Below are 18,929 nucleotides of genomic sequence, written 5' to 3' on the forward strand. Positions count from 1 at the left end.
GCCTTCACCGTAGGCGCTGCGGCGCGGGCCCCGCATCACCCTGCGGGAGGACTCCGGCGCGGCCGGACACCCATACCGAAGGCGGAGACCGACCCTGAGTTCCCACGGGACGATGACGACTTCCGGATGACCGCGCGGCCGGTGCCGATCGCGGCGGGGTTGTGACGGGGACCTCAGCCGTGATCTGGATCATCGCAAGTGGCCGGGTGGTCATCGGGGCGGGCCGGTCCGCACCGCTCTGACCAGGCCGAACGTACTGATTTACGGTCAGTTTGTGGCGCGGGTCACTCCACATAAGGATCTGCTTACGCACGGTAGCGTTCCCCCGGGTTATTGGACGGCGCGTCTCGGACGCGCGTGACCTGGAGGTTCTCCATGCGTTTCCGGGTGGCGTACGCCCTGGGAGTGAGCGTCGTCGTCGGCGCGGCCGGACTGGTCGCCGCGCCCGCGCACGCCAAGGCCCCCGCCGGGGCCTACGACTTCGACGGCGACGGCCGCCGCGACCTCGCCCTCGGCAGCCCGGACGGGACCGTCGGCAAGCGCGCCGCCGCCGGGTTCGTCACCGTCGTCTACGGCGCCAAGGGCGGGCCCGACGCGCGGCGCCGCCAGGTGATCACGCAGGCCACGTCCGGCGTGCCGGGGGCGCCCGAGGCAGGCGACCGGTTCGGCGCCTCGCTCGCGTCCGCCGACTTCGACCGAGACGGGTACGCAGACCTCGCGATCGGGGCGCCGGGCGAGGACTCGGCCAAGAAGAACGTCGGCACCGTCACGATCCTGTGGGGGTCGAAGTCGGGGCTGCGCGGGGCGACGGCGTGGGGCGAGGGCCGCACGGCCAAGGCCGGGAACCGGTTCGGCGAGGCGCTGGCGGCCGGCGACCTCCAGGGCGACGGACGGCCCGAGCTGTTCGCGACGATCCCGGGCACCAGCACGTTCACGTGGCTGACGTTCTCCGGCCGCAAGGCGAGCGTCCGCGCGGGCGGAACGTCCAAGTTCGACGTGAACCGGTCGTGGATCGCGACCGGCGACGTCAACGGCGACGGGCGCGGCGACGTCGTCTACGGCTGGTACGACCACGACGACCCCCAGGTGAAGCACCGGCGCGGGTTCACGCTGTTCAAGGGCACCGCCGGGGGCGGCCTGACCCGCGACAAGACCGTGTACACGACGGTGCACGCGCTCGCCGTCGGTGACTTCGACGGCGACCGCCGCGCGGACGTCGCGGTCGGTGACACCTACGACTCGCCGTGGAACGGCGGCAGCGTCACCGTCCACCGGGGCTCGCCCTTCGGGCTCGGCGGTACGTACACGCTGCACCAGAACAGTTCCGGCGTTCCGGGCGTGGCGTCCGTCGAGGACAACTTCGGGCATTCCCTCGCCGCCGGGGACGTCAACGGCGACGGCCGCGCCGACCTCGCCGTCGGCGCGCCGAAGGCCGACAGCGGACGCGTGTTCGACGCGGGCCGCGCGGTCGTCCTGTACGGCTCGCCGTCCGGGCTGACCGGCCGGGGCTCGCAGGCGATCGGCCGCAGCACGGCGGGCGTCCCGGGCGCCCCGCGCGCCTACGAGTACTTCGGCGCGCAGGTCTCGCTCCTCGACCACAACGGCGACGGCCGCGCCGACCTCACCGCCGGCACCCCGAACCTCAACGCCCCCGAGGGCGGCGTCACGACCGTCCTCGCCACGAAGACGGGCCTCACGCCGAACTCCGCGACCGTCCTGACCCCCCGCACCCTCGGCATCCCCAACCGCAAGGCCAACCTCGGCGCAACCCTCGGCGGTTAGGGGTCGAGGGACTCGTCGAGGAGGCGGAAGGTGGGGCAGGGCCAGCGCCACATGCAGGCGTGACAGCGGCGGATGGGGTAGGACGGGTCGCTGGAGATGCCGCCGGCGTCCTGCGGGCGGTGCAGGTCGGTGAGGCGGAGGCCGAGGTCGGTGAGGGCGAGGACGTCGTCGCGGGCGGCGGCGAGGAAGGTCAGGTCTTCCCGGGAGAGTCTGGTGCGGACCGGGACGAAGCCGGAGCGGTTCACGAGCCGGGTCAGGTACCGGGACGCGTCCCGCCAGGACGACGCCTTCTCCGAACGTGCCCGGATCGCCTCCAGCCGCTCGCGCAGGCGCAGCTCCCGCCGGTCGGGCTCTCGTCCGGACAGCATCGCGGCGCTACCCCCCGTGTGTCGGCCCCGGTCGCGATCGGTTCAGGTTCTCTCACCCGGACGGCGGGCGGGGCGCGAATCCGGGAGTTCAGCGGGCGCTCCCGACGGCGTCACCTTCACGTAACGGTACGTTATACGCAAAGCGTACGGCGGGTGCGGGACGGCAACACGCCCGGGACGCGAAGACGGGCGCCGCTCTCTGGCCGACGGCCCGTTCGCCCGCTAGTGTGCCGAGGGTGGAGCTAAACGTCTCGACTGCATCTCAGGGGGATCACGCCGTCGTCACGGCGACGGGCGAGCTCGACCTGTACACCGCGCCGCGGCTGCAAGCCGCGCTCGCGAGCCTGCTGCGCGACGAGGCGGACCACATCGTGGTCGACCTCAGCGGCGTCGAGTTCTGCGACTCGACCGGAATGAACGTCCTTCTCTCCGCGATGAAGCGGGTCCAGGGGAAGGGCGGCTCGTTCGAGCTCGCGGCACCGCGCACCTCGGTGCGGCGCATCCTACAGGTCACCGGCCTCGACACGGTGTTCACCGTCGTCGACGCCGTGCCCGCCATGGACGGCTGACCGGCGAACGTCCGACCGACCGGCGGTCCGCGGGACGACCCGCGGGCCGCCGACGTTTTCGCGCCGGGCCCACTACGATCACGCCTATGCAGGACGTAGCGGTGATCATCCCGGCCAAGGACGAGGCGGACCGGATCGGAGCGACCGTCAAGGCGGCCCTCGGACTGGCCGGAGCCGACCTCGTCATCGTCGTCGACGACGGCTCCGCCGACGCGACCGGACAGGTCGCGCGCGAGGCGGGCGCCCGCGTCGTCCGGCACAGCCGCAACCGGGGCAAGGCCGCCGCCATGGAGACCGGCGCCGAGGCCGCCGCCCTGCTCGACGAGGGCCGCGAGCCCCGCCACCTGCTGTTCCTCGACGCCGACCTCGCCGAGACGGCCGTCGCCGCCGAACCCCTGATCGAACCCGTCCGCGCGGGCGACGCCGACATGACCGTCGCCGTCTTCTCCAGCATCGTGAAGCTCGGCGGGCACGGGTTCGTCGTCCGGCTGTCGCGCGACGGCATCCACCGCGCCACCGGCTTCACCCCCACGCAACCCCTCAACGGGCAGCGCTGCCTGACCCGCGCCGCGTTCGAGGCGGCGCGTCCGCTCGCCGCCGGGTTCGGCGTCGAGACGGGCCTCACCATCGACCTGCTGCGGCAGGGATTCCGCGTCCGCGAGGTCGAGGTGCCGCTCGCGCACCGCGCCACCGGCACCGACTGGCGCGCCCAGGCGCACCGCGCGCGGCAGTTCCGCGACGTCGCCCGCGCGCTCGCCGCCCGCGAACCCGCCGTCGTGGCCGGGCTCGACCGGCTGCGCGGGCGGCGTTCGTGACGCCGTGCCGATGATCGGGCATCCGACCTCCGCGACGGAGGCCGACATGCTCGTCGCGCCCCGGCGGGGCGGTGGACGGCTCGGCGCCGCCGGACTCGTCGCGATCGGTGGCGCGGTGGGGTGCTTCCTGCTCACCGCCCTGCTCGGGCCCTCGCTGTTCCAGCCCGCGCTGGACGGGCGCCCGGGGGAGCCGCCGTACGCGCTGGACGCGGGGGCGTCGCCGTACCTCGTCGTCGGGCTCGTCGCGGGCGGCGTCCTGGCCGGGGCGGCGGGGCTGGCGGCGTGCTTCGCGGCGCTGCGGCGCGGCTGGAGCATGCGGGCCCGGCCGCTGCTGGTCGCCGGGCTGCTGGTCATGGCGGCGTTCACGTTCCTGCCGCCGATCGGGTCGAGCGACCACCTGAACTACGCCGCCTACGGGCGCATGGTCGTGCTCGGGCACGACCCGTACACCACGGGCTCGACGGACGTTCCGCACGATCCCGTCGTCGGGGCGACGGAGGAGTGGCGGCGGACGCCCTCGGTGTACGGGCCGCTGACGACGGCGGCGCAGGCCGCCGCGTCGTGGGCGGGCGGGACGTCGGTGCGGCTGACGGTGTTCGGGCTGTCGGTGCTGAACGGGGCGGCGTTCGCGGCGACGGCGCTGATCCTGCACCGGCGCGCGTCCGGCGCGCGGGGGCGGTTGCGGGCGGCGCTGTTCTGGACCGTCAACCCGCTGGTGCTGCTCCAGCTCGTCGCGGGCGCGCACAACGACGTGTGGGCGGTCGCGTTGATGATCGGGTCGGTGGCGGTGTTCCACGGGCGGCCGACCGTCCGGAAGGCCGTGCTGAGCGGGGTGCTGGCCGGGTTGGGCGCGGCCGTGAAGCTGCCCGCCGGGCTGGCCGCCGCCGGTCCGGCGTGGACGGCGCTGCGCGGGCGGCGTCCCGGGGTGCTCGCGGCGCTGTCGGGGTCGGCGGTCGCCGTCGCCGCGCTGCTGTACGCGCTGGCGGGGCCGAACGTCCTCGCCCAGGCGGGGCGCGCGAGCGAGATGGTGTCGTTCGCGACGCCGTGGCACCTGGTGGACGTGCACGTCACCGGCGACCGCGACGTCATCAAGATCGCCGCCGCGCTCCTGACGGTCGTGCTGGCGCTGCTCCTCTTCCGAGGTCTGCCCCGCACCGCCGACGTCCCGCGCGACGACCCCCGCCGCGTCGCGGCGGCCGTCGTCCTGGCCTGGCTCGTGGCGGCCCCGTACGTCCTGCCCTGGTACGACGGTTACGCCTGGGTTCTGCTGGCGTTGCTCCCGGCGTCCCGCTTCGACTGGCTCCTCCTCCTGCACACCACGGCCCTCAGCCTCGCCTACCTCCCCGCCCGGGGCCCCCGCGTCATCGGCCTCCCCGAGAACCTGTCCTGGCTACCGGAAACGGTGCGCCCCCTGATCGTCCCGTGGATCCTGACGGCAATCCTCCTAACCGTGCCCCTCCTCTGCCTGCCCCTCCGAACACCCCGACGACCGCCAGCACCAGGACGGCCCACCGACTAGAGCCCCACTCACTAGAGGCCCCCTCACTAGAGGCCCACCGATTAGAGCCCCAACGACTGGGGGCCGATCGGCTAGAGGCCCCTCACTAGAGGCCCCTCACTAGAGGCCCACCGACTAGAGGCCGACCGGCCGGGCAAGCGCCGACACCAAACGCAGCCGCACCCGCCGCACGCCCACCCACACCCCGACGCCACACAAGCCGCCCACGCCCAAGCACGCCCGCGTCTAAGCAAAGGCGAGGCTCCCACTTGAGGCGTGGCCGGTCGCCCAACGCGGACACAGGCGCCGGGTCGGCGGCCGAGGCCGCCACGAGGCCGTCCGCGCCGTCCGCGTCCGCGCCGTCCGCGTCCGCGCCATCGGCGTCCACGTCATCCGTGCCATCCGCGTTCAAGCGCAGGCCGGGCTCTCACGGGCCTGCGCGGGCGCAGGCAGCGGTCGGCGGCTAGGGGGCGGCGCGAGGTCGTCCAAGCCGTCTACGTGTGAGCGCGGCCGGGCTCCCGCTTGGGGCGTGGCCGGTAGCACTTGCGCGGGTGCAGGCGCCGGGTCGGCGGCCGAGGGCGCTGCGAGGTTGTTCGCGTTGTCCGCGTTCAAGTGCGGCCGGGCTTCGCGCAGGGCTTTGTGGGCCGACGGGTCTAGCGGTGGCTGATCGGCCCCGCGTGCACTCCCTGGCCGGGTTCGTCGTCGGCGCGTCTTGGCGTCGGCCGAGCGTGCGCGTGAGGGCGCCGTCTAGGGAGTGGGGGCCGGGTGGTGTCTTGTTGGTTCTGGGGTGGGGGTTTGTGGGGGTGCTAGTTCCATGGAGCGGAGGGCGGCGGCCAGGGTGAGGGGGGCGGCGAGGATGAAGGCGACGGAGAGGATGATGACGCCCGAGTCGTTGACGAGGGTGCCGATGATGCCGACGGTGAGGGCGGCGGTCAGGGCGGGGCGCATCGTGATGTTGTGCTCGTAGGCGCGCACGAGGACGCGGGCCTTCCAGCGGGCCGGATCGGCGAGGACGAAGTACAGGAAGACCAGTCCGACCAGCAGCAGGACCGTCACCGGCCAGAAGCTGAGGCTGCGCGTCATCGCGCCGAACTTGCGGGCCACGACCTCGCCGGCGTTCCCGGAGACGAGGTCGTCCCAGAAGCGGCCGAGGTGGGTCGGGTTCGCGCTGCGCGAGTTCAGCCAGGAGATCGCCAGCACGACCGCGACGGCGACCGCGCCGAAGAGGCCGAGCCACGGCACGGACACGCGGCGTCCGGTGACCATGAGGGCGAGCATCGCGAACACCGGCACCATCGCCAGGACGCCGCCGAAGTCGCTGCCCCACATCGGCAGCCCGTCCACGGCCGTCGTGACGACGCCGACGCCCGCGATGATCGACACGGCCGTCCAGCGCCGTCCGGCGCGCAGCGGACGTTCGGCCAGCCATGCGGCCGTCAGCACCGCCGCGACCGCGAACAGCGAGAACGCCTGGTTCCCGAACCCGTAGAAGCGGCCCGCGACGAGCGCGGTGTAGCCCATGAGCGAGTTCATCTGGAGCCCGGAGCCGGTCATGACGTCGAGCGCGAGCACGACGACGGTCACGGCCGCGATGACGAGCCCCGGCCCGAGCACCGTCCGGCGCCACGGCCCCGCCAGCGCCACCCCGGCCAGCGCCGCGCTGAACGCCAGCACCGTCGCGACGAGCACCGGCGTCGGCCGCGCCGCCTGCCACCACGGCACCAGCCCCGCCAGGAACGACGCCACCGGCGCCGCCCCGCCCATCAACGCCACGACCCGCGCCACCCCGAGCACCCGCCGCCGCAACACCGGCCGCACCACGCCCCCACGCACCGGCGCCCCACCAGGCATCCCGCCCGACCCGGCCCCACCGAACACCGAGCCACCGCGCGCCGAGCCACTGGGCACCGCCCCGCCATGCACCGCCCCGTTGCGCACGGAGCCTTCATGCGCCGAGCCTTCGTGCGCTGCCCCGCTGTGCGCCGAGCCTTCGTGCGCTGCCCCGCTGTGCGCCGAGCCTTCGTGCGCTGCCCCGCTGTGCGCCGAGCCTTCGTGCGCTGCCCCGCTGTGCGCCGCGCCCTCGTGCACGGCGCCGTCCTTCACGGAGCCTTCGCGTCCCCGCGCGTCGGGGCGGCGTTCCGCCGCAGATTGCTGCGCTGCCGTGCCTTCATCGCCGGTCGTCACGTCCTCGCGCGCGAGCGTCGCCGCGTCCTCGGAGACGCTCGCCGTACCTTCACGTGCCGGGGTGTCGTGCGTTGCGCCGTCGCGCTCGGCGCCATCGTTCACCGGTGCGTCGGTGCGCGGTTCCGCGGTGCCCTCGACGTCGCTCGTGCGGCCCTCGCCGCGGACGCTCGGCGCGCCTTCGTGCGGTGGGGTCGTTTCGCCGTCTCGCGTCGGCGTGTTCTCCGGGTCGAGCCTGCTCGTCACGACCGCGCGCGTCGAAGAGGTCGCCCCGTGCGTGTCCCTGGGTTCCGCCGGATGCCGGGCCTCGGTCGCGGCGTCGGGGCCAGGTGAGGCGTCGGGTGGCACCGCCCCGGCGGCATCGCCGTCCTCGTCGCCACCTCCGGCACCCCCAAGCGGGGACGAGGAGGTGTCCCGGCGGGTGCGTCCGGCGGGGTGGCGGGTGCGGCGCAGGAGGAGCCAGGCGACGCCGAAGAAGACGATCTGCGTGCCCGCGAGGACCCGGAAGAACGAGCCCTGGACGCCGCGGATGCCCTGGGCGGCGACGTCCTGGTCGGTGAGGGCGGCGGCCTTGGCGGCGGCGCCGTCGCGGGTGGGCTCGGACTCCCAGACGGACCCGACCGCGCCCGCCGGACGCGCCAGGCCCAGCAGGTCCAGCGCGGTGGTGGTGAGATCGGTGAGGGTCACCATGCCGTTCTGGCGGGTGGCACTGGAGGTGAGGTAGCCGGACGGGAACGCCTGCGGCCCCCCGGACGTCGTCGCGGCGAGCGCGAGCCGCAGATGCGGCGGGACACCGATGTCGGACACGCCCGCGACCAGCACGTTCGTCCCCGGCGGGACGGCGGCGAGCACGGTGGCCAGCCGCCGGTCGGCGGCCCGCACCGCCTCGGCGCGGACGTCGCTCTCGACCGGCACCTGCTCGCCCTCGCTGTCGACCCCGGCCGCCTGGTACGCGCGGAACAGGTCGTCGATCTCGACGGCGGCGAGCCGGTGCCGCGCCCACTCGTCGGGCGTGACCCGGTCGGGCGTCTCGACGTACCGGTCGACGCGCCCGGCGGAGTCGGCGAGCCCGTAGACGGCCCCGGCCCCGACGGCGAGCGTGCGGACGCCGCCCGCCCGCGCCGCGTCACCGAGCAGCCCGACCCGCGACCGGTAGATCGTCCCCGCGTTGTCGCCCTTGATCGCGCCCCACCCGGCCGCGACCGCCCCGCCTCCCGGCACGGCCTGCGGCGCGGACGGCAGCAGGCAGTCACCGGGTTCGAGCCGCGACCGCTGCCCCGCCGACACCGTCAGCCACCCGTCCGTCGGGCACGTCCCGGGCCGCGTCGTCCGCACCGACATCCCCCCGGCCGCCCCAGTCCCGGCCAGCCGCCACAGAGCGGGCGTCGCCTCAGAAGTGACGTCACTCCACATCAACCCGGGCACACCGACGATGACGGTGCCCCCGGCGCGCACCGGCGCCGCAGCCGCGGCGCCGACCCCCCAGCCCCCGACCGCGAGCCCCGACCCGACCAGCGCGACAACGGCGATCAACCCCCTGACCACCACCGATGCACGCCCCACGTCGCCCGCCCCCCGTTGACCCATGCGCCACAGATTAGTGGCCCCACCGAAGTCGATCAGCGCCAAGCCAGAACCTGTGGATAACCCCTCCGGCGGCCCTCTCCGCCACCGCACGCGGCGTCCGCTTCCGCCGGGGTCGCTGGGTTGGGCCAGGATGGACGCCATGCGTGGAGGCAGTGGGTCCGAGGGGAAGGGGCGGCTCCCCTGGTGGAGCGTCCTGCTCGGGGTGGGGATCGCGGTGGGGGCCGTTGCTCCGATCGTGGGGCAGTGGTTGGTGAATCCGGTGGATCAGCGGCTGGTCGATCTGGAGGTGTACCGGGACGGGGGGCGGGCGCTACTGCGGGGAGCGCCGTTGTACGAGGTGCTGACGCAGCCGCCGCAGTTCCTGCCGTTCACCTATCCGCCGTTCGCCGGGCTGCTCGCCGTGCCGTTCACGCTGATGTCGTGGACGGCGGCGCAGTGGGCGTGGACGGTCGTGATGTACGCGGCGCTCGCGGTCGTCGTGGGGTACGCGTTCCGGGACGTCATCGCGCGGGCCGGGCGGTGGGCGCCGGTGGCGGCGGGGGCGCTGTTCGGGGCGTCGGCGTGGATATGGCCCGCGTTCGACCAGATGCGGTTCGGGCAGGTCGGGTTCATCCTGATGGCGCTGTGCGTGGCCGACTGCGCGGCGCGCACGGCGTACTGGCCGCGCGGGATGCTCGTCGGCCTGGCCGTGGCGATCAAGCTGGTGCCGGGCGTCTTCCTCATCTACTTCTGGGTGACCGGACGACGGGACGCCGCGGGCAACGCCGTGCTCACCGCCGCCGTCGCGTCGCTGGGCGCGTTCGCGCTGCTCCCGTCCGACTCGGCCGACTACTGGTTCGGCGCGCTGCTCCAGGGCGGCGACCGGACGGGCGCGATCGACGGCACCACGAACCAGGCCGTCAACGGCGTCCTGGCCCGGATTCTGGCGGAAGGCCCGGTGCGGTCGCTGCTGTTCCTGGTCCTGGTGCTGGCCGTGGCGTACGCGGGGTTCCGGCTGGCCCGCCGCGCCACCGTCACCGCCGACGCGCTCGCGCGGGACGTCCCGCACCGCACGCCCGGCGGCACCGACCTGATGCGCGCCGCCGACGCGGGCCCCGGCCCGTACAGCCTGCTGCTCGCGGGCGTGGCGATCACCGGGCTGCTGTCGGTGCTGCTGTCGCCGGTCGGGTGGATGCACCACCTGGTGTGGATCATCATCGTGCTGGGGGCGCTGCTGGGCGACGGACGCGACCCGCGCCGCGTCCTGCTGGCGGCCGGGGTGTGGCTGTACTACCTGTTCCCGCTGCCGTGGCGGGGCGCCGCGCTGTCCCGGGGCGAGAACCCCCTGCTCGTCCGCGTCATCGGACGTATCGGGCAGAACGCGTTCGGGCTCGGCGCGCTGCTCCTGCTTTTCGTGCTGGGTTTCTGGCTGGTGAACCGGATACGAGCAGGTCAAGATCGGAAAGATCGCGCCCACGACCGAACCCGGGTCGGTACGCTCAGCCCGTGATGCTCGCCGTAGTCATCGGTCTCGCCGGTCTGGCCGCCGGAGTCGCCGGGCTCTCCCTCGCGGTCGCCACGCGCGCCCGCGTCGACCGGATCGCCGCCGAGTGCGCCGCGGCGCTGCGCCGCCAGGCCCAGGTCGCCTCGGGCACCGTGGACGAGAAGGCGCTGCGCGACGTGGCGATCGTCCACTACGACGCGCTGCGCGAGATGTCCGGGCACCGCTCGTTCTCCCTCGCGATGATCGACGCGACGGGCGACGGCGTCATCATCAGCTCGATCATCGGCCGCACCGAGACGCGCACCTACGCCAAGGCGGTGCGCGGCGGGCACGCCGTCGAGTCGCTGTCGCCGGAGGAGACGCAGGCGCTGCGCGCCGCCCGTCTCGGCAAGGGCCCGGTCGTGACCATGGCCGACCCCCTCCCCGACTTCGGACCGAGCCACGCCTGAGCCGGTTAAACTCGTCTCACCGGTCCCACACGCTCCTCGCGGAGCGGGAGAGTCGAGTTCCACCGATGACGATCACTCCGCAGCGCTACGCCTACCTCGGCCCGCAGGGCACGTTCACCGAGGCGGCGCTGCGGTCGTTCCCGGGGGCGGCCGGTGCCGAGCACGTGCCGCTGGCCACCGTCCCGGCCGTGCTGGACGCGCTGCGCCGCGGCGAGGTCGAGGGCGCGTTCGTCGCGCTGGAGAACTCGGTCGAGGGGTCGGTGCCGACCACGCTGGACGAGCTGGCCACCGGTGAGCCGTTGCAGATCATCGGTGAGGTGAACCTGCCGGTGTCGTTCGCGCTGCTGGTGCGGCCGGGCACGGCGCTCGCGGACGTCAAGACGGTCGCGTCGCACCCGATCGCGCAGCCGCAGTGCCGCCGCTGGCTGGCCGAGCACGTGCCGGACGCCGAGTGGCGCGCGGCCACGTCCAACGCCGAGGCCGCGCAGCACGTCGCGGACGGCCACTACGACGCGGCGCTGGCGGGCTCGTTCGCCGCCGCCCGCTACGGCCTGGACGTGCTCGCGGAGAACATCCACGACGTGTCCGACGCCGTCACCCGCTTCATCGCGCTGCGCCGCCCGGGCACGCCGCCGCCCGCGACCGGCGCCGACCGCACCACCGTCGTCGCGTTCATCGGGGAGGACCACCCGGGCGCGCTGCTGGAGATCCTCACCGAGTTCTCGGTGCGCGGCATCAACCTGACGCTGATCCAGTCCCGCCCGACGGGCGCGGGCCTCGGCTCGTACCTGTTCTGGGTGGAGCTGGAGGGCCACGTGGACGACGCCCGCGTCGGTGAGGCCCTGATGGGGCTGCGCCGCATCTGCGCCGACGTCCGCTTCATCGGCTCCTATCCGCGCGCCGACGCCGTCCGCCCCGACATCCGCCGGGGCACGTCCGACGCCGACTTCACCGGCGCCGCGTCCTGGCTGGAATCCCTCCGCAGCGGCCTGCGCGACACCTGACCTGCCACTGAGGGCCAGACGCGAGTAAACCTCGCGTTCCCGGCAGGCGTCTTCTGATCATGGGAGGCGCGCCGTGCCCGCCGCGCGTGCGCATCCGCCCATCCCCCCGGCAAGGAGACGCACGTGCGTAGAACCGTCCTGTCCCTCGGCACGGCCGCCCTCGTGGCCGCGCCCCTCTGGTCCGCGCCCGCTGCCTCGGCCGCACCGGCCGACAAGGCGCCCGCGTCGTTCACCGACGTGAAGGCGCCCAGCCCCGTCGCCGCGTACGTCGACGGCGTCGACCTGACGGCGCGGCTGGTCGAACTCGGTGCCGACGGTACGCCGCAGCCCGTCACCGACCGGCCCGCGGTCGTCCTCCAGTCCTCGACGGACAAGGTCACCTGGACGGCGCGGGCCGACGCGCTCGTCACCGCCGACGGCTTCGTCCGCGGCTGGCGGCTGGCCGAACACGACGCCTACTGGCGCCTGTCCTACGCGGGGGACGCCGACACGTCCGCCGCCGTCAGCGCGCCGGTGTTCGTGGACGTCCGCATCGGCACGCGCTTCCACAACGTCGACATCGGCCCCGAACCGGTCGCGCCGGGCGGAACGCTGAACCTCCGGGGCAGTCTGCGGCGCACTTTGGCGGACGGTGAGGTTCCGGCCAAGAAGGGCGCGAAGCTGACCGTCCAGTTCCAGGCCGAGGGCTCCACGACCTGGCAGAACGTCCGGACCACGACGACCGACGGCAACGGCCGCTTCGCCACCACGGCGACGGCCACCCGCGCCGGCGGCTGGCGCCTGGTGTACCCGGGCAGCGAGACGCACCTGCTGAGCGTCAGCGGCGACGACCGCGTCGCCGTCGGCGTCCCGACGCGGTTCGGCGCGTTCAACGCCGCGCCGGAGCCGGTCGCCAAGGGCCGTCCGATCAAGGTCGCCGGACGGCTGGACCGCCGGCCCGCCGGGACGTGGCTGCCCGCCAAGGCCGGCGCGGTGATCCAGGTCCAGTTCAAGGCGGACGGCGCGTCCGGCTGGACGACGCTCGGCACCACGAAGACGACGTCCGGGGGCACGTTCGCCGTGGCGTTCCCCGCGTCCCGCGACGGCCACTGGCGCGCGCTCTACGCGGGCAGCACGACGCACTTCGACACCGGCTCCCCGGCCGACCACGTGGACGTCCGCTGACCTGCAAAAATGTCAGTACCTGACAGTAACTCAACCGTGATCGTTTTCTGACGGACCACCGTCAACCAGGCCATCCACCGGGACGTCTTCTGATCACCTGGGAACACCGGCGCGCGGGCCTCCCCGCCCGCGCGCCGCACCCCCGCCCCCTCCAGCAGCCCCACCGATCACGTGGATGTCCGATGACCCGCAAGTTCGTGCTCTCCTTCGCCGCGAGCGCCGCTCTCGCCGCGCCCCTCGCTCTCGGCCCGCCCGCGCACGCGGACACCCCGGCCGTCACGCTCACCGACGTCCAGATCACTCCCACGACCGTGAGCATGGACGCGCCCGACCTCACCTACCGAGGCCGTGTCGTCGACGCCGACGGCGCACCGGTGGCGAACCAGCGTCTCTGCGGCCGGACCCCCGACGGGATCTGTAGCGGCGTCGTCGTCAGTGGCGCGGACGGCCGGTTCGACTTCACCAAGCGGCTGTTCTCCAACTACCGGACCGTGTCGATGCGCGACGGCGACGCGGCCGTCGCCCTTCTCAACTCCCCGCTGGCACCGGTCGGCACCACCCGCATCACGGTGACCCGGCAGGACACGCGCGTGACGATCGCGCCACCCGTTACGACGCCGGTCGGCCGCGCGGGCACAGTCACCGGCCGCCTCGAACGCCACGCCACCGATGGCCGCTGGGTCGGCATCGCGCGTGAGCGTGTCGCCCTGCGCGCCTACGACCGGCGTGCGGGACGCACCGTCGAGCTCGGCGACGCCATCACCGAGGCCGACGGCGGTTACGCCGCCGAGATCACCGTCCCGGCGGCGACGAGCTGGACGGCGCAGTTCTACGGCATCGTGTGGACCGACGGCACCGGCATCGCCCAGCCCTACCGGCACTCCAACGCCACCGTCTGGCCCCAGGCCACCCAGTACGACACAACGCTGACCGGTTTCACGCTGTCGCCGAAGCCCGCCGGCGCCGGAGGACCCCTCCGCGCCTCCGTCCAGCTCCGCCGTGCCGACGGCACGCCCGCCCCGCAGGCGTACGTCGGTGTGTCGTACTCCGCCGACAACCGGACGTGGCGCAGGGTCGGCGCCGACCTGACCGACGCGCGGGGCCGCATCGACCTCACCCTCTCCGCCGACAAGTCCGGCTACTGGCGGGCGGAGTTCGACGGCGACGAGAGCCACCGCGCCACGTCCCCGACCGCGCCGCAGTACGTCCAGGTCAAGACCCGCACCGCGTTCGCGTCCTTCAACGCCGCCCCCGAGCCGGTCCGCAAGGGTGCGACGCTCACCGTGTCGGGCCGGCTCAACCGGCACCAGGGCGCCTGGTACCCGGCCGGACGCGGCGCAAAGGTCACCATCGCGTTCCGTCCGGACGGCTCCACCGCCTGGACGACCGTCGGCACCACCACGACCGCCGACCGCGGCTCGTTCCGCAAGTCGTTCAAGGCGTCCCGCTCCGGCACCTGGCGCGCTTCGTACGCGGGCAGCACCACCTACCTCGGCGCCACCAGTGGCGGCGACCACGTTCAGGTCGGCACGAAAACGGCCTTCACATCGTTCAACGCCTCCCCCGAACCGGTCCGCAAGGGCGGTCGGCTCACGGCCGCCGGTCGCCTGACACGCCACCTCGGCAGTTGGCAGCCCGCCTCCGGCGCCACGGTCCGCATCCAGTTCAAGCCCGCGGGCTCGTCCACCTGGACGACCCTCGGCACCGCCAAGACCGGCAAGAAGGGCACCTTCGCCCGGTCGTTCACCGCCACCAAGGACGGCACCTGGCGCGCCGTCTACGCGGGCTCGACCACCTACCTCCCCTCAACCGGCAAGACCGACTACGTGGACGTCCGATGAACCGTGGATTCCTGCTCCCCCTCCTAGCGGGCGCGCTGCTGACCGTGCCGCTCGCCGTACCCGCGAACGCGGCCGCCCCGGCCTGGGTGCGTGCCGAGCTGACCGAGCTCGCGCCGTCGGCGTTCTCGGACGTGCGGGCGACGCCCGTGCCCGCCCACCGGTGGGAGCCGTTCGCCGTCTCCGCGCGGTTGACCCGCACCGTCGACGGGAAGGCCGTCCCCGTTCAGGATGGGCACGCCGACCTTCAGTACTTCGACCTCGACGGGGGCGCCTGGACGACGGTGTGCGTGGCCGAGGTCCGCGACGGCGCGGTGCGTTGTGAACGGACGGCCGACCGTCCCGGATACTGGCGCTACCGGTACGCGGGGACATGGGAGACGGCTCCGGCGGTGAGCACGCCCCAGTTCGTGGACGTCCGCGTGCGCACGTCCTTCGCCGGCACGACGTCGCCGGCGCAGCTTCGGCGCGGCGAACGCGCGACGTTCACCGGGCACCTGTACCGCATGACCGAGAAGCAGATGGCGGAACCGGCCGGTAAGGGCGCCAAGATCGTCCTGGAGTTCCAGCCGACGGGCTCGACCGCGTGGACGGCCGTCGCCACCACGACCACCACGGCCGACCGGGGCCGGTACAGCGTGACGACCACCGCGCAGCGCACCGGCCTGTGGCGGACGCGCTACGCGGGCAGCACCACCTATCTCGGCGCCTCCAGCCGCGCGCACGCGGTGAAGGTCGGCAGCCGCACCGGGTTCACGTCGGCGTTCAACGCGGCGCCGGAGCCGGTGCGGAAGGGACGTCCGATCACGGTGAGCGGGCGGCTGCTGCGCGGCACCGAGGAGGGCTGGGCGTCGGCGTCGGGCGCGGCGGTGCAGATCCAGTTCCGGGCGGCGGGTTCGTCCGTGTGGACGACGCTCGGGTCCGTCAAGACCGCGAAGAAGGGGACGTTCTCGCGGTCGTTCACCGCCGTAAAGGACGGTGCGTGGCGGGCGGTGTACGCGGGGAGTGTCACGTACTTCGCGTCCAGCAGTAAGGCGGACTACGTGGACGTGCGCTGAGCCGACATCCCGGTCGGGTCGGGAGTGTTCGTCCGGCCGTGTGTTTCTCTCCGCGCCGGGGAGGGCAGCGGCACAGGTGAGGCTCCCGACCGCGACCGAGGTGTCACGATGCGCCACCGCACGATCGAGATCGACGGCATTCCCACCTTCTACCGGGAGGCAGGGCCGCAGCACGCGCCCGTGGTGCTGCTGCCGCACGGTTATCCGTCGTCGTCGTTCCAGTTCCGGCACTACATGCCCGCGCTGGCCGACCGGTGGCGGCTCATCGCGCCCGACTTCCCCGGTTTCGGGTACAGCGGGACGCCCGATCCTTCGGAGTTCTCCTATTCGTTCGACGGGTACGCCGACTTCCTCGACCGGTTCGTCATCAAGCTCGGCCTGTCCCGCTACGTGATCTACCTGCACGACTACGGGTCGCAGATCGGGCTGCGGCTGGCGATGGGGGCGCCCGAGCGGGTCGCCGGGCTCATCATCCAGAACGGCGACATCTACGAGGACCGGCTCGGCCCCAAGTACGCGCCGCTCCGCGCCCACTGGGACGACCCCACGCCGGAGAGCCGCGCCGAGCTGGCCGCGAACGTCAGCGAGGAGGGGTTCCGGGAGGAGTTCGTCGGCGAAATCGCCGACCGGCTCGTCGAACGCGTCAGCCCCGACCTGTGGCGCCTGTCCTGGACGCTCATGGACGACCCGGTCCGCCGCGAGGCGATGGTCGGGCTGATGGAGGGCCTGCGCGACAACCTGGCGTGGTTCCCGCACGCGCAGGCGTACCTGCGCGAGCACCGCCCCCCGGCGCTCATCGCCTGGGGCCCCCAGGACGGCTACATGCCCGAGGACTCCGCCCGCGCCTACCTCCGCGACCTCCCCGACGCCGACCTCCACTTCCTCGACGGCGGCCACTGGGCGCTGGAGACGAACCTCCCGGAGATGGTCCGCCTCTCCCGCGCCTTCCTCGCCCGCGTCCACCGCTGACCCCGGCGCCAGGTGACGGGATAGCGGTGGCCGGGGACGACGCGTCCCAGCACATACCCAGCGGCGACCACGACGACGGCGGCGGCCAGCACCGGCACCAGCGCCGTGCGCACCGCCTCGCCCGCGTGCGTCGGTGCGAGGGGACGCGGGGGTGCGCCGGTCACCGGGGCAGAGCGCGCAGGAAGGCGCGGATCAGGTCGGCGCTCTCGGCCGCGTGCGTGACGAACGGGAAGTGCCCGGCGTCCAGGAGATGCACCTGCGCGTCGGGGACGTCGCGCGCGAACGCCTCCGCTCCGGCGGCGGCGAAGATGTTGTCGTTCGCGCCCCAGACCGCCAGGACCGGGGGCCGGTGCGTGCGCAGGTACTCCTGCCAGACCGGGTAGAGCGGCGGGTTGGTGCGGTAGTCGAGCAGCAGCGCGAGCTGGACGCCGGCGTTGCCCGGCCGGGTCAGCAGCGCGTGGTCGTGCAGCTCGTAGGACGGGTCGACGCGCTCGACGTCCGGGACGCCGTGCGTGTACTGCCAGTGGACGGCGTCGCGGTCGATCACGGTGCCGAGCGCGGCGGTGTTCGCCGGTGACGGGTCGGCCCAGTAGGTGCGGATCGGCTCCCAGAAGGGGGTCAGGCCCTCCTCGTAGGCGTTGCCGTTCTGGCTGACGATGCCGGTGACGCGCTCGGGGTGGCGCAGCGCGAGCCGGAACCCGACGGGCGCGCCGTAGTCGTGCACGTGGAGGGCGTAGCGGGTGACGCCGAGCCGTTCGAGGAGGGCGTCCACGACGTCGGTGAGGTGGTCGAACGTGTAGTCCCAGGCGTCGGCGGCGGGGGCGTCGGTGTGGCCGAAGCCGGGGAGGTCGGGGGCGATGAGGTGGACGTCGTCCCGGAGTGCGCCGATCAGCGGGCCGTAGACGACGGACGACGTCGGGAACCCGTGCAGCAGGACGAGCGTGGGGGCGGCGGGGCTGGTTCGACCAGGGCCGCCGCCACGACCTCTTCGACGAGTCGGACGGCCTCGCGTCCTGGCTGGCCGAGCACGGCTTCGCCGACGTCCCCGGCGCGCTGCCCCCTCTGCTCGCCGCCCGCGACGCCATCCGGGCGGCCCTCGAACGCGGACAGGACGCCGCCCTCGACGACGTCCTGTCCCACGGCTCACGCCGTCCCGTCCTCCGCGCCGGAACCCCCGCGCAGACGCTCCTGCTCGACGCCCCGCACTGGGAGGCCGCCTGGACCGCCGCCGCCGACCTCGTCCACCTGCACACCGCCCGGCCCGAGCGCATCCGCGCCTGCGCGCACCCCGACTGCATCCTGTGGTCCTCGACACGACGAAGAACGGCAGCCGCCGCTGGTGCTCGATGGACATCTGCGGCAACCGCACCAAGACGGCCCGGTTCACCCGAACGCATCGCCCCTGACGAAGCCCGGTTTCAGACCCCCCGGTCCGGTGCGCTCATGTCGCCCGTGCCGGGCACGCCGTCGGCGCGCGCGTAGCGCAGGTGGACGGTGCCGCGCGGCCCGGCCGCCGGAGGTTCGAGCAGCGTCAGGTTCGTCGGGACCTCGCCGCCGTCGAACAGCCTCTTGCCGACGCCGAGGACGATCGGATGCACCCACAGGTCGAGCCGGTCGAACAGGTGCTCGCGCAGCAGCGTCTGCACCAGGTTCAGGCTGCCGACGACCTTCACCTTCGCGTGCCGGTCGCGGACCTCGCGCACGGCGGCGGGCAGGTCGGGGCCGAGCAGCGTCGCGCCCGCCCAGCCGAGTTCGGGCCCGCCCCGCGACGCCACGTACTTCGGGACGCGGTTGAACAGCGCGGCGAACGCGTTGTCGGGGCCGTCGTGGTGGGGCCAGTAGGCGGCGAAGATGTCGTACGTGCGGCGGCCGAGCAGCAGCGCGTCGGTGCCCTCGTAGGCGGCGGCGACCTGGGCCTCGGAGACCTCGTCCAGCAGCGGCGCCTGCCAGCCGCCGAACGGGAAGCCGTCCGGGTCCTCCTCGGGGCCGCCGGGCGCCTGCCCGACCAGGTCGAGGGTCGTGAACAACTCGATGTGGATCTCGCCCATGCTCGCTCCCGGGTGCGTCTCGGTCATGTCGCGGGCCCGCCTCCGCTAGAACGGATCGGCGGGGTACTCGAAGCTCCCACACCCGCCGCCCCGGCGCCGCCCGCACCAGCTCGACG

16 protein-coding genes are annotated in these 18,929 nt (G+C 73.8%); 12 read left to right on the top strand and 4 right to left on the bottom strand.

Annotated features, from left to right (window positions below; translation table 11 throughout):
* The first annotated feature begins 375 nt into the window (after positions 1 to 375).
* A complete protein-coding gene (locus tag C229_RS0106815) occupies positions 376 to 1,782 on the top strand; it encodes an FG-GAP-like repeat-containing protein (RefSeq protein WP_018654330.1) in 1,407 nt (468 codons plus the stop codon).
* Here C229_RS0106815 and C229_RS0106820 read toward each other — a convergent pair.
* On the bottom strand, positions 1,779 to 2,150 hold the full coding sequence (locus C229_RS0106820; protein ID WP_018654331.1) for a hypothetical protein: 372 nt from the start codon (positions 2,148 to 2,150) through the stop codon (positions 1,779 to 1,781). The two genes, C229_RS0106815 and C229_RS0106820, sit on opposite strands and share 4 nt — an antisense overlap.
* A gap of 236 nt (positions 2,151 to 2,386) precedes the next feature.
* Here C229_RS0106820 and C229_RS29715 point away from each other — a divergent pair, with 236 nt between their 5' ends.
* From C229_RS29715 to C229_RS29720, 3 genes are all read left to right on the top strand, one after another.
* Positions 2,387 to 2,719: an STAS domain-containing protein gene (locus tag C229_RS29715; RefSeq protein WP_018654332.1), complete on the top strand. Its 333-nt coding sequence runs from the start codon at positions 2,387 to 2,389 to the stop codon at positions 2,717 to 2,719.
* 86 nt (positions 2,720 to 2,805) lie between these two features.
* Positions 2,806 to 3,534: a glycosyltransferase family 2 protein gene (locus tag C229_RS0106830; protein ID WP_026313516.1), complete on the top strand. Its 729-nt coding sequence runs from the start codon at positions 2,806 to 2,808 to the stop codon at positions 3,532 to 3,534.
* Positions 3,535 to 3,544: 10 nt separating this feature from the next.
* Complete coding sequence (locus C229_RS29720) at positions 3,545 to 5,053, top strand: MptA/MptB family glycosyltransferase (RefSeq protein ID WP_051108877.1); 1,509 nt, start codon at positions 3,545 to 3,547, stop codon at positions 5,051 to 5,053.
* 726 nt (positions 5,054 to 5,779) lie between these two features.
* On the opposite strand, the gene C229_RS35725 is transcribed toward C229_RS29720, so the two are convergent.
* Positions 5,780 to 8,746 (bottom strand): ICP22 family protein, encoded by a 2,967-nt coding sequence (locus tag C229_RS35725; RefSeq protein WP_155884625.1) that lies wholly within the window; start codon positions 8,744 to 8,746, stop codon positions 5,780 to 5,782.
* Between the two features lie 313 nt (positions 8,747 to 9,059).
* Between C229_RS35725 and C229_RS0106845 the strand changes: the two genes are divergently transcribed.
* From C229_RS0106845 to C229_RS0106875, 7 genes are all read left to right on the top strand, one after another.
* Positions 9,060 to 10,289, top strand: coding sequence for a glycosyltransferase 87 family protein (locus C229_RS0106845; protein ID WP_240487101.1), 1,230 nt, complete (start codon positions 9,060 to 9,062; stop codon positions 10,287 to 10,289).
* A complete protein-coding gene (locus C229_RS0106850) occupies positions 10,289 to 10,732 on the top strand; it encodes a DUF4446 family protein (protein WP_018654336.1) in 444 nt (147 codons plus the stop codon). Before C229_RS0106845 ends, C229_RS0106850 begins: the two co-directional genes overlap by 1 nt.
* Positions 10,733 to 10,797: 65 nt before the next feature.
* Complete coding sequence (pheA, locus tag C229_RS0106855) at positions 10,798 to 11,736, top strand: prephenate dehydratase (RefSeq protein ID WP_018654337.1); 939 nt, start codon at positions 10,798 to 10,800, stop codon at positions 11,734 to 11,736.
* Between the two features lie 123 nt (positions 11,737 to 11,859).
* Complete coding sequence (locus C229_RS32645; protein WP_018654338.1) at positions 11,860 to 12,900, top strand: hypothetical protein; 1,041 nt, start codon at positions 11,860 to 11,862, stop codon at positions 12,898 to 12,900.
* Positions 12,901 to 13,082: 182 nt separating this feature from the next.
* Positions 13,083 to 14,741, top strand: a complete 1,659-nt coding sequence (locus C229_RS32650; RefSeq protein WP_018654339.1) for a hypothetical protein — start codon at positions 13,083 to 13,085, stop codon at positions 14,739 to 14,741.
* Positions 14,738 to 15,796 (top strand): hypothetical protein, encoded by a 1,059-nt coding sequence (locus tag C229_RS32655; RefSeq protein WP_018654340.1) that lies wholly within the window; start codon positions 14,738 to 14,740, stop codon positions 15,794 to 15,796. Before C229_RS32650 ends, C229_RS32655 begins: the two co-directional genes overlap by 4 nt.
* 108 nt (positions 15,797 to 15,904) lie before the next feature.
* On the top strand, positions 15,905 to 16,765 hold the full coding sequence (locus C229_RS0106875; RefSeq protein ID WP_018654341.1) for an alpha/beta fold hydrolase: 861 nt from the start codon (positions 15,905 to 15,907) through the stop codon (positions 16,763 to 16,765).
* Between the two features lie 160 nt (positions 16,766 to 16,925).
* On the opposite strand, the gene C229_RS34075 is transcribed toward C229_RS0106875, so the two are convergent.
* Entirely contained in the window at positions 16,926 to 18,080 is a 1,155-nt protein-coding gene (locus C229_RS34075; RefSeq protein WP_420804632.1) for an alpha/beta fold hydrolase, read from the bottom strand.
* Here C229_RS34075 and C229_RS36025 point away from each other — a divergent pair.
* Positions 18,067 to 18,171, top strand: a complete 105-nt coding sequence (locus tag C229_RS36025; protein ID WP_081639757.1) for a CGNR zinc finger domain-containing protein — start codon at positions 18,067 to 18,069, stop codon at positions 18,169 to 18,171. The genes C229_RS34075 and C229_RS36025 overlap by 14 nt on opposite strands.
* A gap of 12 nt (positions 18,172 to 18,183) precedes the next feature.
* Here the strand turns inward: C229_RS36025 and C229_RS0106890 are convergent, their stop codons facing one another.
* The gene (locus C229_RS0106890; RefSeq protein ID WP_240487102.1) at positions 18,184 to 18,840 is read right to left on the bottom strand and encodes a dihydrofolate reductase family protein; all 657 of its coding nucleotides are present in this window, start codon (positions 18,838 to 18,840) and stop codon (positions 18,184 to 18,186) included.
* Between the last annotated feature and the right edge of the window lie 89 nt (positions 18,841 to 18,929).

The sequence above is a fragment of the Actinomadura flavalba DSM 45200 genome (assembly GCF_000374305.1).
Taxonomy (GTDB): Bacteria; Actinomycetota; Actinomycetes; order Streptosporangiales; family Streptosporangiaceae; genus Spirillospora; species Spirillospora flavalba.

Excerpts from the sequence above, each read along its gene's own strand:
- C229_RS0106815 (WP_018654330.1), top strand. The coding sequence starts at position 376 with ATGCGTTTCCGGGTGGCGTACGCCCTGGGAGTGAGCGTCGTCGTCGGC.
- C229_RS0106820 (WP_018654331.1), bottom strand. The coding sequence starts at position 2,150 with ATGCTGTCCGGACGAGAGCCCGACCGGCGGGAGCTGCGCCTGCGCGAG.
- C229_RS0106830 (WP_026313516.1), top strand. The coding sequence starts at position 2,806 with ATGCAGGACGTAGCGGTGATCATCCCGGCCAAGGACGAGGCGGACCGG.
- C229_RS29720 (WP_051108877.1), top strand. The coding sequence starts at position 3,545 with ATGATCGGGCATCCGACCTCCGCGACGGAGGCCGACATGCTCGTCGCG.
- C229_RS0106850 (WP_018654336.1), top strand. The coding sequence starts at position 10,289 with ATGCTCGCCGTAGTCATCGGTCTCGCCGGTCTGGCCGCCGGAGTCGCC.
- pheA (WP_018654337.1), top strand. The coding sequence starts at position 10,798 with ATGACGATCACTCCGCAGCGCTACGCCTACCTCGGCCCGCAGGGCACG.
- C229_RS32650 (WP_018654339.1), top strand. The coding sequence starts at position 13,083 with ATGACCCGCAAGTTCGTGCTCTCCTTCGCCGCGAGCGCCGCTCTCGCC.
- C229_RS32655 (WP_018654340.1), top strand. The coding sequence starts at position 14,738 with ATGAACCGTGGATTCCTGCTCCCCCTCCTAGCGGGCGCGCTGCTGACC.
- C229_RS0106875 (WP_018654341.1), top strand. The coding sequence starts at position 15,905 with ATGCGCCACCGCACGATCGAGATCGACGGCATTCCCACCTTCTACCGG.
- C229_RS0106890 (WP_240487102.1), bottom strand. The coding sequence starts at position 18,840 with ATGACCGAGACGCACCCGGGAGCGAGCATGGGCGAGATCCACATCGAG.